Source organism: Porphyromonadaceae bacterium W3.11 (genome assembly GCA_030434245.1).
GTDB lineage: Bacteria > Bacteroidota > Bacteroidia > Bacteroidales > Porphyromonadaceae > Porphyromonas_A.
On record JAUISX010000004.1, the window covers coordinates 401,226 to 418,157 of the forward strand.

At 42.0% G+C, this 16,932-nt stretch carries 17 protein-coding genes; 12 read left to right on the top strand and 5 right to left on the bottom strand.

What is annotated here, in order from left to right; translation table 11 throughout:
* Window positions 1–16: 16 nt before the first annotated feature.
* Window positions 17–577, bottom strand: a complete 561-nt coding sequence (frr, locus tag QYZ87_08325; GenBank protein MDN4754526.1) for a ribosome recycling factor — start codon at window positions 575–577, stop codon at window positions 17–19.
* Between the two features lie 893 nt (window positions 578–1,470).
* Here frr and umuD point away from each other — a divergent pair.
* From umuD to QYZ87_08355, 6 genes are all read left to right on the top strand, one after another.
* Window positions 1,471–1,926 carry a translesion error-prone DNA polymerase V autoproteolytic subunit gene (gene umuD / locus QYZ87_08330; protein MDN4754527.1) on the top strand — a complete coding sequence of 152 codons (456 nt, stop codon included), beginning with the start codon at window positions 1,471–1,473 and terminating at the stop codon, window positions 1,924–1,926.
* The gene (locus QYZ87_08335) at window positions 1,926–3,182 is read left to right on the top strand and encodes a DUF4113 domain-containing protein (GenBank protein MDN4754528.1); all 1,257 of its coding nucleotides are present in this window, start codon (window positions 1,926–1,928) and stop codon (window positions 3,180–3,182) included. Before umuD ends, QYZ87_08335 begins: the two co-directional genes overlap by 1 nt.
* Window positions 3,183–3,597: 415 nt before the next feature.
* Window positions 3,598–4,974 (top strand): dipeptidase, encoded by a 1,377-nt coding sequence (locus tag QYZ87_08340; GenBank protein ID MDN4754529.1) that lies wholly within the window; start codon window positions 3,598–3,600, stop codon window positions 4,972–4,974.
* Window positions 4,958–6,250, top strand: a complete 1,293-nt coding sequence (locus QYZ87_08345) for an amidohydrolase (GenBank protein ID MDN4754530.1) — start codon at window positions 4,958–4,960, stop codon at window positions 6,248–6,250. Before QYZ87_08340 ends, QYZ87_08345 begins: the two co-directional genes overlap by 17 nt.
* Before the next feature lie 35 nt (window positions 6,251–6,285).
* On the top strand, window positions 6,286–7,107 hold the full coding sequence (locus QYZ87_08350; protein MDN4754531.1) for a purine nucleoside phosphorylase I, inosine and guanosine-specific: 822 nt from the start codon (window positions 6,286–6,288) through the stop codon (window positions 7,105–7,107).
* Window positions 7,108–7,216: 109 nt separating this feature from the next.
* Window positions 7,217–8,599, top strand: a complete 1,383-nt coding sequence (locus tag QYZ87_08355) for a tyrosine phenol-lyase (GenBank protein MDN4754532.1) — start codon at window positions 7,217–7,219, stop codon at window positions 8,597–8,599.
* A 471-nt stretch (window positions 8,600–9,070) separates the two neighbouring features.
* Here QYZ87_08355 and QYZ87_08360 read toward each other — a convergent pair whose 3' ends face one another.
* The 3 genes from QYZ87_08360 to QYZ87_08370 form a co-directional block, all read right to left on the bottom strand.
* Complete coding sequence (locus tag QYZ87_08360; protein MDN4754533.1) at window positions 9,071–9,376, bottom strand: hypothetical protein; 306 nt, start codon at window positions 9,374–9,376, stop codon at window positions 9,071–9,073.
* A 98-nt stretch (window positions 9,377–9,474) separates the two neighbouring features.
* Entirely contained in the window at window positions 9,475–9,801 is a 327-nt protein-coding gene (locus tag QYZ87_08365; protein MDN4754534.1) for a TfoX/Sxy family protein, read from the bottom strand.
* A gap of 3 nt (window positions 9,802–9,804) precedes the next feature.
* Entirely contained in the window at window positions 9,805–10,257 is a 453-nt protein-coding gene (locus QYZ87_08370) for a hypothetical protein (protein ID MDN4754535.1), read from the bottom strand.
* A gap of 752 nt (window positions 10,258–11,009) precedes the next feature.
* Between QYZ87_08370 and QYZ87_08375 the strand changes: the two genes are divergently transcribed.
* The 4 genes from QYZ87_08375 to QYZ87_08390 all read left to right on the top strand — a co-directional run bounded on the left by QYZ87_08375 (window position 11,010) and on the right by QYZ87_08390 (window position 15,080).
* Window positions 11,010–12,200, top strand: a complete 1,191-nt coding sequence (locus tag QYZ87_08375; GenBank protein MDN4754536.1) for a carcinine hydrolase/isopenicillin-N N-acyltransferase family protein — start codon at window positions 11,010–11,012, stop codon at window positions 12,198–12,200.
* Between the two features lie 509 nt (window positions 12,201–12,709).
* Window positions 12,710–13,585 (top strand): fimbrillin family protein, encoded by an 876-nt coding sequence (locus QYZ87_08380; GenBank protein MDN4754537.1) that lies wholly within the window; start codon window positions 12,710–12,712, stop codon window positions 13,583–13,585.
* A gap of 11 nt (window positions 13,586–13,596) precedes the next feature.
* The gene (locus QYZ87_08385) at window positions 13,597–14,559 is read left to right on the top strand and encodes a fimbrillin family protein (protein ID MDN4754538.1); all 963 of its coding nucleotides are present in this window, start codon (window positions 13,597–13,599) and stop codon (window positions 14,557–14,559) included.
* A gap of 215 nt (window positions 14,560–14,774) precedes the next feature.
* On the top strand, window positions 14,775–15,080 hold the full coding sequence (locus tag QYZ87_08390) for a hypothetical protein (protein MDN4754539.1): 306 nt from the start codon (window positions 14,775–14,777) through the stop codon (window positions 15,078–15,080).
* Between the two features lie 191 nt (window positions 15,081–15,271).
* Here the strand turns inward: QYZ87_08390 and QYZ87_08395 are convergent, their stop codons facing one another.
* The gene (locus tag QYZ87_08395; GenBank protein ID MDN4754540.1) at window positions 15,272–15,970 is read right to left on the bottom strand and encodes a S24 family peptidase; all 699 of its coding nucleotides are present in this window, start codon (window positions 15,968–15,970) and stop codon (window positions 15,272–15,274) included.
* A 121-nt stretch (window positions 15,971–16,091) separates the two neighbouring features.
* Between QYZ87_08395 and QYZ87_08400 the strand changes: the two genes are divergently transcribed.
* The gene (locus QYZ87_08400; protein MDN4754541.1) at window positions 16,092–16,457 is read left to right on the top strand and encodes a hypothetical protein; all 366 of its coding nucleotides are present in this window, start codon (window positions 16,092–16,094) and stop codon (window positions 16,455–16,457) included.
* A gap of 8 nt (window positions 16,458–16,465) precedes the next feature.
* Window positions 16,466–16,932, top strand: a 467-nt coding sequence (locus QYZ87_08405; protein MDN4754542.1) for a hypothetical protein, incomplete at its 3' end; no start/stop codon positions are given.

Here is a 16,932-nt window from a genome sequence, read left to right on the forward strand (position 1 = left end):
GCATCAATTAAGCTTACTACACGGTCATGATCTCCTTCTCCTTGTTCATGAATATTTCATCCAACTTCTTGACATATTCATCATGAAGTTTCTGAACATCACCTTCTGCTCCTTTAGCTGCATCCTCAGGCAGACCATCTTTGACACTCTTCTTAAGTGCATCATTAGCATCACGACGAGCATTACGGATACTGATCTTAGCCGTCTCGGCTTCACTCTTCACTATCTTCACAAGCTCCTTACGACGATCCTCTGTTAGCGGTGGGATACCTATACGGATTAATTCTCCATTATTTTCTGGCATAATGCCTAGGTCAGAGTCTATGATGGCCTTCTCGATATCCTTGATGATACTCTTTTCCCAAGGAGTAACGATAATTGTTTTGGCATCTGGTACAGTAACATTGGCCACGTTACTCAATGGGGTCATATTTCCATAATACATGACCTTTATATCATCGAGCAACTTAGGATTAGCCTTACCAGCTCTTACTTTTGATAGCTTCTCATCAAGAAAACTAATAGTTTCTTTCATTGAGCTCTTTGTCTCTTTTAATATCGTAGCTACATCTTTCATAATAGATTTCCTTCAAATTGATTTTTATGTACATACACATACAAAGATATTCATTTCTTTGCCAATTCACAACCCGAAAGCACAACAATTTCAGGGGCTCATTTCAGAATAATCACGGGGTTGTGGCTTTTGAACATTCAATACTCATGAAGGGCTTGGGTTTAGTCCTTTAAAGGAGTAAACAAAGCGAAACACGGTGTTTCCAAAACCTCTTTCGGGGGTTAAGAGCACCACTAGCTAACATGACTTTTAATAAGCTCCATACAAAAAAGCAGAGCTCCCTACTAAATGTCAAAATCTGACTCTGTTTTTAACTCAAAAAAAAGTAGAACTAAAAATCAAGAATGAGACTCATGGTTATCACACTAGCTACGCTTCCAATACGACTGCCAGAAACGTTAACGATGCGATAAATCAGCTCCCTATATGAAGTGGGTATGTGCCATTGTGGCGTACCTCAGAACACCCGTATGCAAGCTTCATCAACATCTCAAGACGATCATGAAGACTAAAATCGCCCCAACATCATCAAAAGTCGTCATTCCGAGACACCCTCCTCATCTTTGAATTATCACTTCGTTACGAGTCTATTTTTGACCACCTCTATCTATCAAATGCATTCCCTCTGAATTCATCGTCTTATATTATATATCAAGCTCATCTTCTCCCTCAAATATTAATACACCCTTCACAGATAGTGCAATAATATGATTTACAGAGTCTAGGCAGAACAGGAATAAATCGAACATAGGAAAAGAGACCCAGCACCACAAAAAAAAAGATTATATTTGCTTATCACATCACCCCCAAAAAGGGGGCATATACTCAGATATAGACACAACCCACATATGTAGTCTATCTTGGTAATAGGTAAGAAAGTCAGGAATATCATAATGAAGAATAATAAAGCACTAGATTTTTATCAGATCGACTCCGGTTATAATCTAGATCTTCCGTATATAGGCGAGGGACTCAGAGCGGGATTTCCCTCACCAGCTGAGGACCATAATCTTGAGAGCATTAATCTAACTCGAGAGCTCATCCATCACCCCAATACCACGTTCATGGCAAGAGTGGTCGGGGACTCTATGATTGATGCCAATATTCACGAAGGAGACATCCTTATCATCGACAGATCGTTAGACTTCCAAGATAACGATGTCGCTGTTTGCTTCATCAACGGAGAATTTAACATCAAGTACATCGAACGAACAAACGACGAATTATTCCTCGTCAGTGCCAACCCTAAATACCCCAAAATAAAGGTCGAGGCAGAAGATAACTTTATCCTTTGGGGCGTCGTAACTTATATCATCCACAAGCCAAATAATAAGAAAAGGAGACTCTGATGTATGCACTGATGGACTGCAACAACTTCTACGTCAGTTGTGAACGACTATTTCGCCCAGACCTTAACGGGCGTCCCGTCGTTGTACTCTCTAATAACGACGGATGTGTCATCAGCCGAAGTAATGAAGCCAAAGCACTAGGCATCCCCATGGGCATACCTCTATTCCAAATAGAGCAAGAGGTCAAAAAATACAATATTACAGTCTGCAGTAGCAACTTCGAGCTCTATGGAGATCTCTCTAAAAGGGTAATGGCAATAGCTAAGGAATTAATCCCTGACCAAGAGATATACTCCATTGATGAATGCTTCCTAAGACTCCAAGATAATGATGATTACTTATCTATAGGCAAGGAGATAAGACAGCGTATTCTTAAGGGCGTTGGCATCCCGACATGTATAGGGCTAGCTCAGACTAAGACCCTCGCAAAACTAGCGAACAAAACGGCCAAAAAAGACCCTGCACATAAAGGGGTATTTGCCATAGATAGCTCAGAAAAGCATCTAACCCAGTTACATAGCACCAGCGTGGGAGATGTATGGGGCATTGGGAAGAGAAACCAGAAAAAGATGGAGCTCTACGGCGTAAATACTGCTCTCGATTTCATTCAGAAATCCCCAGCTTGGGTACGTCAAAACTTTACCCTAACAGGGCTAAACACTTACTATGAACTAAGAGGGGAGGAGCGGTTTCCATTCAATAAAGTAGAAAGAGCCAAGAGCATCGGCAGATCCCGCTCCTTTGGGGTGCCTATAGATGACGAACACAAGCTCTACGCCATCATCATGGAATTTGTGGACACCTGCTGTAACAAACTCGTGCAGGAGGGACTGGCAGCTCTGAAGGTAATGCTTTATATCCACACCAATCAATACAGCGTCACTAGTAAGCAGCATCATGAATTTGTAGAGATGGGACTAACGATGGCAACCTCCAACGTTACAGAGCTAGCACCCATCTTTTACCAGATGCTCAAGCGACTATACCGGCCGGGCTATAAGTATAAGAAAGCAGGGGTCATTTTCAGTCACTTAGTGGTAGAGGCTGAGCAGCTAAACTTCATTGAAGAGGGTAGTCAGGACCTAAGAACGGTCGCAGCTTTGGCACAATCTCTAAATAAGAAGTATGGCAAAACAGCCCTCTACATCGCTGCCCGTGATCCTAAAATCATCAAAGAAATTACTAATCGAAAATGGGTTAGCCCTCGCTACACCACTAATCTCCAGGAAATCATAGAGGTCAAGGCTGAGGACTAGAGCCTTCGCTCTAATTGAATAAACCTCATAAACAATCATATCAGGCGACGAAATCAGGCGACGAGGGCAAACCGCATCGCCTGATATCTTATATTATAGTGAAAACTATTCAGGCTCTTAATCAATGTCAGGAACTGTTACCCAATAAAAAAACGCCGAGCTGTAATCACCCACACCCTTTATTCATTGGAAACATCACATTTCAACCCTTTATAACCCACTACATATTATCATCCTATCAAAAAAAGGGAAGAATCATGGCACTCGTCCCTCGTTTTAATTCAAATTCACAGACAAGAAACTTTAGCTTACCAAAAGCTTGTGATACTTCGCTGAATTTTAATTAGATTTGAAGTTGATGGGGGAGGAAGAATAAAAGATGAACTTTACAAAACTATAATATAAATAGGACTTTATGAAATCAAATGACAAAATCAACAAGTATGTAGAGGAAAATAAAGATCGTTTCCTTGAAGAATTATTTGAATTAATCCGTATCCCATCAGTAAGTTCTCAAAGTAAGCACAAGCCAGACATGGATCGCTGTGCTAATAAATGGAAAGAAATACTCCTTAAGAGTGGCATGGATAGAGCTGAAGTGATGCCTACGGAGGGGAACTCTGTTGTTTACGCAGAAAAGATCCTTGATCCCAATTACTCCACAATACTAGTCTATGGGCACTATGACGTAATGCCCGAAGAGCCCGTCGATCTATGGAAGAGCCCTGCGTTCGAACCAGAAGTAAGAGATGGAAAAATTTGGGCCCGTGGAGCTGACGATGACAAAGGACAGAGCATGATTCAGGCAAAGGGTTTCGAAACCGCATTAGCACTTGGTCTTGTGAAATGTAATGTCAAAGTCATCCTTGAGGGCGAAGAAGAGATTGGTTCGCCTAGCTTGGAGAAGTTCTGTGAGGATCACAAAGAGCTACTTAAGAGCGATTATATCCTAGTCAGCGATACAGGAATGATCAGCATCGACACCCCATCTATCACTACTGGACTTAGAGGCTTGGCATACTGGGAAATTGAAGTCACCGGACCTAACCGTGACCTACACTCAGGACACTATGGTGGAGCTGTTGCGAATCCTATCAATGAGCTATGCAAGCTGATTGCTCAGATGACTGATGAGGATGGAAAGATCACCATCCCTGAGTTCTATGACGATGTGGTAGAACTGACAGAGAAGGAGCGTGAAATGATTCGCCAGATTCCTTTTGATATAGAGGAATACAAGAAAGCTATTGATATCAAAGAGGTACACGGAGAGAAGGGCTTCCACACCCTTGAGCGTAACAGCTGCCGACCAAGCTTTGACCTCTGCGGAATATGGGGCGGTTACACAGGAGAGGGTGCTAAGACCGTCTTACCTAGCAAAGCGTACGCTAAGGTCTCCACTCGCCTTGTAGCCAATCAAGATTATAAGAAGATTTCAGAGGACTTCGTGAAGTATGTCAATGAAATCGCACCTGACTATATCAAAGTAAAGGTGACTCCACTACACGGTGGGGAAGCATACTTGTGCCCTATTGATCTGCCAGTATATCAAACAGCAGAAAAAGCATACGAGGCAACCTTCGGCAAGAAGCCATTAGCTGTTCGTTCTGGTGGTAGTATCCCGATCATCTCTACTTTTGAGAGAGTGTTAGGCGTGAAGAGTTTGCTTATGGGCTTTGGGTTGGATAGCGATGCCATCCATTCGCCAAATGAAAACTTCCCACTTGAGAACTTCCACATTGGTATCCGCACTGTAGCTGAATTCTTCGCAAGATATGGACATAAAGAATAAGATTTACATAAAAAATCCACTTCATACTGATGGCTGCCGAGCTGACATCCTGATTGAAGGCAATCGTATTGTTGCCATTGGCAGCAATATGACAGAGGAGCAAACAGCGGGAGCGAAGGTCATTGATGGCAGTCGCAAGGCTGTGATTCCAGGTCTAGTCAATATGCATACCCATTCGCCAATGTCTTTTTTTAGAGGCTTTGGTGATGACCTTGACTTGATGGATTGGCTCAATAATATGATATGGCCAGTAGAGGCACACATGACCCCTGAGGATATCTATGTGGGCTCTAAACTGGCTTGCCTTGAGATGATCAAGAGCGGCACTAGCTGCTTCCTCGATATGTATAGCTTCCCTGAGGGAACCGCCAAAGCAGTTGACGAGATGGGACTTAGAGCCAATCTATCCTACACCGTCTTTGATCAAGGTAATCCTAAAAGGGCAGAGCTAGACAAACAACGTCTTAACTTTTACCTTAAGGACTTCGAAAACTACTCAGACAGAGTACAACTTTCCGTGGGTCCACACGCCATTTACACCGTATCGGGACCGATGCTTCAGTACTCACACGACTTTGCTAAAGCCAATAATCTCCTCGTACACATTCACATGAGTGAGACCAAAGGTGAAGTGGAGAACTGCATCAAAGAGCATGGCATGTCCCCTATCCGCTATCTAAATGACCTGGGGATCTTATCTCCAAATGTCGTAATGGCTCATTCGCTATGGCTGGACAGTGAGGAGATTCAGATACTTGCTGACAATGGGGTCTCGTGTGTTCACAACCCAGCCTCTAACATGAAGCTTGCTAGTGGCTATCACTTTAAGTTTGAAGAACTGAAGGAAAAAGGCATCAAGGTAGGGATTGGTACAGATGGTGTATCCAGCTCCAATAACTTAGACATGTTTACTGCCATGAAGCTGGCTAGCTTCTTATCTAAGGCATGGAGCGGAGATCCAAAGTCTGCCAAATCTACCGACATCTTCAAAGCAGCGACCGAAGTTGGGTCAGAAATCCTTCACTTGGATGCTGGTAAGATAGAGGTAGGGATGTTAGCTGACTTAGCTATACTAGACCTAGATCTCCCAGAGATGACTCCGTGCCATAACCTCATATCCAACGTCGTTTATTCAGCCAGTGGCTCAGTCGTGGATACGATGATTGTGGATGGCAAAATCTTGATGGAAGGTAGAAAGGTCGAGGGCGAAGAAGAGATTATGGAAGAGCTAAGAGAGGTGACTCAGGACCTATTCAAACGTGCTGGGAAAGCCTGATTAGCATGGAGTTAAATTCATAAAGAATTTCATATATGATAACATACAACGAATATAAAGAGGCTGCGGACTACTTACGTCCACTTGTTCCAGAAGAGACCAAGGTAGCCATTACACTAGGCTCAGGCTTAGGTAAATTAGCGGATAAGATTGAGAATGCTAGGGTGATACCTTACACAGATATTCCCCACTTCCCTAAGAGTACAGCGTTAGGTCACAAGGGGAACCTGATAGTAGGGACACTAGATGGAGCACCTGTCATCGCGATGCAGGGTCGTTTCCACTATTACGAAGGCTACCCGATGGAGAAAGTGACGTTTCACGTCCGAGTATTCAAACTACTAGGGATTGAATACCTCTTCGTCAGCAATGCAGCTGGTGGTATCAGCACTGAGTACAAAGTAGGAGACCTGATGATCATAGGCGATCATATTAATCTTCTGCCCAATCCATTGATTGGCCCTAATATGGAGGAGTTTGGTCCTCGCTTCAGCGATATGACCCGAGCCTATGACAGGGAACTAATATCTACAGCTCAGCGGCTAGGTCGCCAATTAGATATCCCATTACATAAGGGCGTATATGTAGGTTGGACCGGGCCCTCTTATGAGACACCAGCAGAGTACAAGTTCTTAGGTATCATAGGTGGTACCGCTATTGGGATGAGTACCGTACCAGAAGTGATCGTTGCTCGTCATTGTGACATCCGAGTATTTGGGATGTCTGTGATCACGAATGAAGGTTATCACTTCTCTGATGACTTTGTCAATGATGGTGACGACGTACTTATCGCTGCTAATGCTGCATCTGAAAAGATGACAGCCCTCTTTACTGAGATCATTAAGACTCTATACTAAATAAGACTATAATTTCGGCGGTAGTAGGAGTATTACCTCTTACTATCGCCGAAGTTGTCTTTTATAAATAATTACTAAAAAATAAACCAACAAAAAAAAATTAAAGTCTATGATTGATTTAAGTAAGTATCCAGCAGAACCGTTTCGCATTAAGTCGGTAGAAACTGTAAAAATGAACACGCTAGAGGAGCGTCAACAGTTTATGAAAAACGCAGGTTATAACACCTTCCTCTTAAACTCTGAAGAGGTTTACATCGACCTCCTTACTGACTCCGGAACAAATGCCATGAGTGACAAGCAGTGGGCAGGGATAATGATAGGCGATGAGGCTTATGCAGGGAGCAAGAACTTCAAGCACCTTGAGGTTACCGTACAAGAGGTCTTTGGATTCAAACACCTTGTCCCAACCCACCAAGGACGTGGAGCAGAGAATATCCTAAGTCGTATTGCGATCAAACCAGGCCAGTATGTACTCGGTAATATGTACTTCACCACCACTCGTTATCACCAAGAGAGCAACGGCGGTATCTTTGTAGATATCATCCGTGAAGAAGCTCACAACGCTGCCTTATCTGTCCCGTTCAAAGGGAATATCGACGTCGAAAAGATGGAGGCGTTCATCAAGGAGAAAGGGGCTGAAAACATTGCATACATCTGCTTAGCTGTCACCGTAAATCTAGCTGGCGGACAGCCTGTATCGATGAAGAATATGCGTGAGGTACGCGAAGTTGCGAATAAGTATGGCGTAAAAATCTTCTATGATGCTACTCGTTGCGTGGAGAATGCTTATTATATCAAAGAACAGGAGGAAGGCTATGCTGATAAGTCCATAGCAGAAATAGTCAAGGAGATGTTCAGCTACGCAGATGGCTGTACCATGAGTGGTAAGAAAGACTGCCTAGTTAATATAGGTGGTTTCTTATGTATGAATGACGAAGAACTGTTCCAGATGGCAAAAGAACTCGTAGTAGTCTTCGAAGGAATGCCTAGCTACGGAGGTATGGCTGGTCGTGATATGGAAGCTATGGCTATAGGACTGAAAGAGTCACTTCAGTTTGAATACATTGAGCACCGCGTTCGTCAGGTACGTTATTTAGGCGATCTCCTTAAGGAAGCCGGAGTACCTATCATCGAACCCGTGGGAGGTCATGCGGTATTCCTTGACGCTCGCCGCTTCTGCCCACATCTAACACAGGAGCAGTTCCCTGCTCAGGCACTAGCAGCTAACCTATATATCGAAAGTGGGGTACGTTCTATGGAGCGTGGTATCGTAAGTGCCGGACGTGATCCAAAGACGGGCGAGAACCACAAGCCTAAACTAGAGACCGTACGTCTAACCATTCCTCGTAGAGTATATACCTATGCTCACATGCAGCTAGTTGCAGAGGCTGTGATCAAGCTTTATAAGCATGCTCATACCATCAAGGGATTACGATTCGTATATGAACCAAAACAATTACGTTTCTTCACAGCTAGATTTGAAGAGATCTAACCTGAGAGGAGGTCTTGCAGATTCATAAGCAACTCTGCAAAGCGTTTACATGATGGATAGAATACAAAGTGCTGAAGGGGTGAGTGATGACATGGCGAATTCACTGCCTAACCAAGATGCCTTAAGCGAGACATGATATCGCCATTGTGCAACGCTCGCAATATATAAATCATGATATAACTGTACTAGTGGGTGTTATTATATGACACCCACTATTTTTTACAATATAACACCAAAATAAACATTCCTGTAATCGAAATGAAATATAATTAGACTTAAAACAAACCATACGTTTGTTTATTACAGAAAATATGCATACCTTTGCAATGTGGTTTTTTCATAATAGTATTAGATTATAGGTTAAAGTAACGGTTAGGGATGTCGTGAGACATCCTATTCCTTATAAAAGAAAGCGAAGCTAATGTATTAGCTTCGCTTTTTTATCTATTATCAATAAACTCTTTCACTCACTCACAGAAGAGTTGGTAATACCATGAAAAGGAATGAGATCAGAAGGATAAATCCGAATATTGCGATGACGTTAAAAAGGATATCCACCGTATTGATAGGATGCTTACGTGCCCACCAAACCGATACAATGACGGAGAGGATACATGATGCTAGCATCGTAAAGGTGTATATCTGCGTCATATCTATAGTCAAAAAATTGACCAGCATGACGACTAAGGCAATGGCACAGACTATAAATGTTGGAGCCCATTTATCTACAACAGTTAGATGACTTCGTCTTTCATCTTTATTAATTTCATTATTCATAACACGCTCTAATATCGTAACATTTATATATCACAAAGATAACTATTTATTAGACGACTTCATACATGGGGGAGAAAACCTCCTTTTTCTCTCAAATCCTAATCCTCCTTTTTTCTCTTTTTACTCTTCGGATAAGGTAAGACCTCAGCTAAAATCTTCACAACTTCCATACATAGGTAATGGTCAGTTTCATCTAAGATATAATGCTCTTTCGCACTAGGATAAGGGAAGCCACATTCTGCATTATCCATCAAATGCTCAATGGCTGGATGCTTCTTGACGAATGCAGTATTATCACAAGCTAGTATCACAGGCTTTTCATCCACATAGATGACGTACTCGCCAAACATCTTCCGATATCTCACGTACCCAGCATTAGATATCTGATCACAGATAGACTCTATAAATTCCACCCTACATGCCATAACTCAACCTTTATTCTCCCTAAACAATTTAACATTACGAAACAACCGGAACGGAAGCACCATCCAGCCAATTATAGAGGCCAGCCAAAGCTTTAATGCAAAATAAATAAGCCAGCCAGGAAGCGATAAAAATAAAAATGCCCTTGAAGTAAAGTTCGAAAGAGAAAGCCATCCCGCAACAATAGAGGCTCCTACATAGAAGGCCATAATGAAAAAGATAAACCTCCAGAAAAAAGAAAACTCTTCACCTGAAGCCTCCACATCACTCAGTTGTGATTGAGTGATTGCCAAAATCACCACGCCCAAGACAAAGGAGATTATCCACTCCTTTAAAATAGCTTGACGTATGGCTAACCGACGCTTTTCACTACACTCGCTGCAAAGAGGCACCTCGTAACCTGAGCTTGAGGCACACTCAAAACAAAGGGCCTTATGACAATCATTACAGATTGCCACAGAGGATTCATTCTTGTGATAATAGCAATTCATTACAATACATTATGAGTTAAACGTTTATGATATGACGATTATAGACGGTCAAAGATACTAAAGGTTGCAGAAATAAGATAAGGCAAAAGAGAAAAATGTCAGAAATAGCATTGATATAATCACTCTCAAAACTAACCACCTCTTTTGAACCAAGTAGAATACAAGAAATATCCCTAAGCAAATCTATTCAATACGACTAAAGTTCAATGCTAGTCCATTTATTGATTCATATCAAAATGAAAGGGTGCTTAAAAACCAGACACATCAAGCGAATATCCGTCCTATAGGAAACCAAAATCCTTCTTATAGGAAAAAAATGTGCTTCCTATTGAAAACATTTCCGCTTCATATAACTAAAAGATCTCCTATCATAAGCGTGTCATAGAAAGCATCCCCAGCAACAAATTAACACATCACATTCATCGCTCACAGTCAGTCCCTTATAAATAATGCAACACTATCTACCGCAAACTTTCTGGGCATCAAAATAAAATAGGTTGCGAATGATAAGGGGGCACATCTATTCTCCAATCCACTTAAAAATAATTCATCTCTTTCTTTTCAACCTCTCAATAGTTGTTCTGACAGCAATTCACTTTATATCGAAAAAACATAATGTTTAGAAGATAACCCGATATTAATCAATGCACAACAGCTTTCTTTTCGAGAATAATCAGTAAGTTTGTGAGAGATAATTATTAACAAAAAAAATACACTATATGAAAAAAGTTTTAAAGTGGAGTATCTCTATCACGCTACTCGTAATCTTAGGCATTGGCAGTGCTGGTGCTTGTACTACAGCGGTCATCTCAGGAAAGTTCACAAAGAGCGGTCGCCCTATGATTTGGAAGCTTAGGGATACCGAAGAGTATGCTAACCACATGCGTCGCTTTGAAAGCAAAATTGGTTATTATGTAGGACTTATGAATGATAGCGACCCTAAGGGTGAGCACATCTGGGGTGGGCATAATAGTCATGGATTTGCCATCATGAATAGTGCCTCATTCAACGTCAATAAAAATGACACAACGGACATCTCTAACCAAGAAGGTGTCTTCATGAAGAAGGCTTTAGCTGAATGTCGTAACCTAGAGGACTTTGAAGCTTTACTGAACAACGCACCTAAACCGATGGGTTTAGCGAGCCACTTTGGTGTATTAGATGCTGAAGGTGGTGCTGCTTTCTATGAAGTTAATAACTACACATGGAAAAAGTTTGATGCCAACGAAGACCCTCGCGGTTATGTGATCCGCACCAACTTCTCTTATACTGGAGACGAAAATGAAGGTCTTGGATATGTTCGCCACTCCTGTGCTTCTTATCTTTTCTCCCCTATTGACAAAGGTACCCTGACCCTTACAGAACTAGGTAGTCGTCTATCTCGATCCATGTACCATGGTCTTCTAGAGATTGATTACAGGACATTAGCTGAAGAGGATGCTCTTCCTAGTAAAAGTGGATATATTGACTCTGATGACCTCATCACTCGCTATGGTACCAGCTCTATGATCCTCGTAGAGGGAGTCGCGAAGGGCGATGATCCTTCACTCACTACCTCATGGGTACAGATTGGTAATCCTTACCTATCTCCGCTGGTACCGATCTGGACATGGCAAGAAGTCCCAACTGAATTGGCTATGCCTCAAGATGGAGCAGAAAAGACCATGGCTCAAAGGGCTATGGATCTGAAAAAGAAGCTTTATCCTGTAAATACTATCGAAGAGACCCGTTACCTCTATATGCCATTGATCTATAGAAAAGATGGAGAAGGCTTGGCTCAAAGATTAGAAAAGCTTGAAGCTAAGTTCTTACCAATGATTGAGAACGAAAAAGATCATCAGAAATTGCTTAGCCTGCAAGGTCAATTAATCAAAGAGGGTATGGCGATCCAAACCTCTTTCATGGACTAAGATGTTATAAAAAAAGCTGAGGTTAAGCCACAGCCTTTTTAGAGCTATTAATCCGATAAAGTGGCACTTGGTGCTACTTTATCGGATTAATCATATTTGCCTCTAGAACAAATACATGTAGAGGTATAGTTTATACGAAGTTAGCAAAGTCTTCAATGATATAAAAAAGTGATTTCGGGAAAGATATAACCCTTTTCTGTAACTCTCATCTATGATAATAAGAAAGAGTATGAGAGTGAGTTTCGTCCCAGTGGTCATCATCACTTACAAATGTTGCCTCTTTGATTCCTTTTAGATTTTATCTTTTTACTCCTAAGGTGATATTACCATAATATTTTTTAAACACTAGCCTAGGGCTTACAATAATTTGTTATCTTTGCGTTCTGAATTAGAAAGATTCTTGTATTAATATTTTACTAAATATCCGATTGGGGTGCTTTTTTTGACTGTTAATCATCATTTCCAAATGCCATCATATCGGACATTTCATTTCCATTAGAATTATGAATATGAAGTTTTTTAAGGTTTTAAGCGTTTGTTCGTTCGTATTACTTGTTACCGCATGTGGGCAGAGAAGTATGCCAGATAGTGGAGCGGCGGATCCTGAATTCCGTGTAGAGTCTAAGATTTATTCGCTCTTGCGTGCCCCTCAGCTGGATGAAAAGGGTGCTGGGCATTTTATTGATAGAGATGAAAATACCATTTTCATCAAAGACCAAAGTGGGACTCAGACTACTACCTTCAACTATACTTATGGTACCACTTATCATTGGTCAGATATACATCTACCTCAGGAGATAAAGCAGTGTCAGATCTCAGCATGCTATCCTCCAGTCCAGACAAGTGATTTTAAGAATTTCAAGTGGGATGTAAATAAGAAGAAAGGTATTGATCTTCTACTCGCTTCGCCGGTCAAGGCTTCAACTGAATCATCCTCGCCAATCAACTTATCATTCAGACACGCATTGCATAAGCTGTCAGTAGTCCTTATCCCACAGGGGAACAAAGTATCTAGTGATATACTGAGCAAGGCAGTCATTACATGTAAGAATGTAAAGTCTATCGCTGTTATTGATTTACTAAATGGGAAAGCTATAACATCAAACGGCCCAACAATAGAACTAACAAAGAATGGTGCGACTACTAACTTCCTTATTCCAGCACAGGAGGTAGGTGATATGGAGATATCCATTAACGTAGAAGGCAGAGAAGCTCACTATCAATTGTCAAAACTTAAGATTAAAGATCAGCAACTTAAGAACCTTGAGAGTGGAAAGGCATTCTCTCTGCAAGTGAAGGTCAGCAAGGAGTCTTTCACCATCGTGGGGCAGAATATCTCGGGTTGGGAAAAGCAGGGTGAAGCAGACGGCACGATCACTCTTTAAGTATTGTAGTTATGCAGTTCAAAGATGTCCGAATTGCTATATACGCCTTTATAACGCTCTCTTTTGCCCTTGGGGCATGTCAGTCTGAGACTCTGATTAATCCTATCTCCGATACTATTGAACTGTCGGCAGAGATACAACCGATTGCCACCACTCGGCTAAATATCCATGATGATGGCAAGGGTAGTTTCGATGAAGGTGATCATATACAATTGCAGGTGGCCCCTACCTCGGATGATTCACACATCTATGAATTGACCTATCGGAATGGACTTTGGACGCCAAGTCTGAGTTGGGCTGATATAAATGCCGATAAGGTATCGTTCTTTGCAACATATCCAACGCTGCAAAGTAATGATGCTGGAGAATGGATACACAAGGTTTCTGTAGATCAGAGGCATGGTGTGGATTATCAAAATTCAGATTTGCTGTGTGCCTATACGTACGTCCAACGGAAGGCTCCTGTACAGCTATCGTTCGCACATGCGATGAGTCGTGTGTCGGTGACTCTTAAGAGTGGCAACCATTTTACAGAGCAGCAGCTCGCATCTGCGGTTGTAAGCATTCGAGCCTTCGATCAAATCTCGGTGCAACCCGGCAATGGGGCTTTGGGGGCGATTTCTGGAGCAGAACAAAAAATCATATTTCACCATAACCAAGGAACTGCCACCTTTAATGCCATTGTGTGCCCACAGAAGATATTATCTGAGTGGAAGGAGGATTGGTGGATAGAAATTAAGATCGGTGAGCAGCTCATGAAGTACAAGGCTCCACTGAAATTGAAAGACGGCACACCAATGCTCTCATTGCAGTCTGGTAAAGAGTTATCCCTGACCATATCACTGAATGACAAAGAATACGTAGAAGAGGACTGGAGTAATCAGACAGTCTGGGTTTATGGTGTCCGGAATCCAAAACTTGATGAGTGGGGATATGCTTTTCCTAATACAAAGGTTTTGGGTTTGACATGGTAGGGGGGAGGGAACGAAGCGTACTTGGATAATATAGGGGTTTAGGGGTCGTATGTGTTTATATGATAGTGGGTTATGATGGAATGATGGAGAGGTGATGGAGAAAACGAAATGTTTATTTTGGTTGATTTTGGGTTAATTTTGGGGGTGGATGGTCGAAGGATGGTCGAGTAAATGTTAATCGGGTGATGCTGGAGCATTGAAATAGCATCGTAATTGTGGGTAAAAAGGGCGGAAAGCTGGCTTGTGGGCTGGCTTTCCGCTTTTGTTGTGTCTGTGGTCGAGGGGTGGTCGAATGGTGGTCGTTTGGGCGAATTTTGAGCACCGATTATTGGCGATTTGAGGGGTGGTCGGAGGATGCTCGAGCGGTGATTTTTGCTCTTGGGGGTGCAGTAGGGGGTGCAGTAGGGGGTGCATTTTTAATTGTTAAATCAAAACGAAATGGGATTGTAGGGGGTGCGGTAGGGGGTGCAGTTGAGCACACAAATTGGGTAAGTAGGATATGGACAAATGCACCTTTTTAAGACGTAAACAGGTGAAATATGGTTTTAAGGTACCCACTATGTACCCCCACAAAATACCTGCTTTTTTGAGAATAAACCGCTTAACCTCTTGATTGTGAGTGTGGTATGTGTCAAAGTGCCCGTTTAATTGATTTTTGAGGGGTACGAGTCGTTTATTATGGCTGGGAAATAAAGGGGTTGGGCGTGCCCTATTAGCCCATTGAATTGTATCGAATGGAGAATTTAATGAGGGCAATTTTGTGGATGTGCTTGAGTAGGACATCTCGTGGCGAATAATTCGGATTGTGCGACTCCAGTACCGCCTTTTCAGGATCGCTTGGGTGCTTTTTCACCCACTTTACAGTGATATAAGTATCCCCATCCTCATTAATAGATACAAGGTACATATCCCCAAAGTGAATATTATTGATATCATGGACCACTTGAAATGCCACGATGTCTCCAGACTTTAGAAGTGGGTACATCGAATCTCCTGTAATGCTCACCGCCCCATCACATCGAGGCATGTTTGGAATCATTATCTGGCCAATTTGATATTCCACGGAATTATCAAGGTGCTCCAGTACTCCAGCCGTGGCCTCAATAGAATAATAGGGAATTGCCTGCTCCTCAATAATCGATTCTTGGTATTTTGGCTGATATAGCCGCTGTGTTTGAATAATGTTTGTAGATGCGTTGAAATCGCCATTTCCTGAAATCAACCAATCCGCAGAAATATCAACAGTTGCGTATATTTTCGAGAGAACTTCAAAAGATGGTGAACTTCCTCTCTTTCCAACAATTCCATTTATGACTGATGTAGAGGTGCCGACAGCACTGGCAAAATCCTTTTGACTGCCATTGTAAAACGTATCAATTAAAAGTTGTACTCTCTCATTTATTGTACTCATATATTCTTTTGCGAAAAAATAAATACACAATTGCTTGCGTGATACGCAAATGTTTATTATCTTTGCTATGTAAACCAATAAATGGTTTAGGCCGTAAATATAATCAATTATTTTTTAAGGTATGAAAAGGATATTTGTTACACAAGAGCAACGGAAGGAGTTGGTTAAGACCTTTGGTGTTAGGTTTGACACCCTTAGCAAGGCTCTTAACTATAAAACTGATTCGGAGCTATCGAAGAAAATCAGAGCACTCGCCGTTCAGAAAGGTGGATATATTGTTGGTGATGATTATGAGATGGAAACCATATTCAGATCCAATGGAGATATGGTGCAATCGTGGGGAGGTTTTGCCCAAATTATCGCATATAAGTGCGGTAAAGTCAAAGTGTTTATTGAAGGTAAACTCGATAAAGAGGTTCCGAGCATGACCGTCAATGAACTCATGAGAGAGCAAAATAGAATTTCCACACTTATCGCAAGCCGTTAATAGTGAAGATGGAGTATTACCAGGGGCGTATATGTATGAGTTTTGATGACCTTACGAGTGGCGAGCCGCCCATCGTAAATTATCAAACACTCAAAAGCTGGCTACGTCGCAAAAATGCGATCTATGCCCGTAAGGCGTACGGTGAGGGTGTAACTGCCCTCGTTGACTACGATACCCTGCCCAAAAAAGCCAAGGCGGCAATCATAGAGAGGTATGGTGATCCGCACGAGCTCCTCCAGCCTAAAGGTGAACTGGCTTGGCTTCCAGAGGATTTTGACGCAAAAATATACTTCAATTATGAGTTCCAATATGAGTTGGGTGGGCAAATGGTTGGTCTTGAGGATCACATCGCGGATGAATATGAACTTAATGCCCGAGTTCTGAATGCGATCATCGCCCGCCAAGCTGAGCTCCAGCAGATGACTAATAAACTCAACAACAGACGCACGAATACTTGGAAATTGCTCCACCAGTA

Coding starts and splice junctions, on each gene's coding strand:
- QYZ87_08380 (MDN4754537.1), top strand. CDS start 12,710: ATGAAGTTTTTTAAGGTTTTAAGCGTTTGTTCGTTCGTATTACTTGTT.
- QYZ87_08355 (MDN4754532.1), top strand. CDS start 7,217: ATGATTGATTTAAGTAAGTATCCAGCAGAACCGTTTCGCATTAAGTCG.
- QYZ87_08365 (MDN4754534.1), bottom strand. CDS start 9,801: ATGGCATGTAGGGTGGAATTTATAGAGTCTATCTGTGATCAGATATCT.
- QYZ87_08360 (MDN4754533.1), bottom strand. CDS start 9,376: ATGAATAATGAAATTAATAAAGATGAAAGACGAAGTCATCTAACTGTT.
- QYZ87_08345 (MDN4754530.1), top strand. CDS start 4,958: ATGGACATAAAGAATAAGATTTACATAAAAAATCCACTTCATACTGAT.
- QYZ87_08335 (MDN4754528.1), top strand. CDS start 1,926: ATGTATGCACTGATGGACTGCAACAACTTCTACGTCAGTTGTGAACGA.
- QYZ87_08385 (MDN4754538.1), top strand. CDS start 13,597: ATGCAGTTCAAAGATGTCCGAATTGCTATATACGCCTTTATAACGCTC.
- QYZ87_08400 (MDN4754541.1), top strand. CDS start 16,092: ATGAAAAGGATATTTGTTACACAAGAGCAACGGAAGGAGTTGGTTAAG.
- umuD (MDN4754527.1), top strand. CDS start 1,471: ATGAAGAATAATAAAGCACTAGATTTTTATCAGATCGACTCCGGTTAT.
- QYZ87_08340 (MDN4754529.1), top strand. CDS start 3,598: ATGAAATCAAATGACAAAATCAACAAGTATGTAGAGGAAAATAAAGAT.
- QYZ87_08395 (MDN4754540.1), bottom strand. CDS start 15,970: ATGAGTACAATAAATGAGAGAGTACAACTTTTAATTGATACGTTTTAC.
- QYZ87_08375 (MDN4754536.1), top strand. CDS start 11,010: ATGAAAAAAGTTTTAAAGTGGAGTATCTCTATCACGCTACTCGTAATC.
- QYZ87_08350 (MDN4754531.1), top strand. CDS start 6,286: ATGATAACATACAACGAATATAAAGAGGCTGCGGACTACTTACGTCCA.
- frr (MDN4754526.1), bottom strand. CDS start 577: ATGAAAGATGTAGCTACGATATTAAAAGAGACAAAGAGCTCAATGAAA.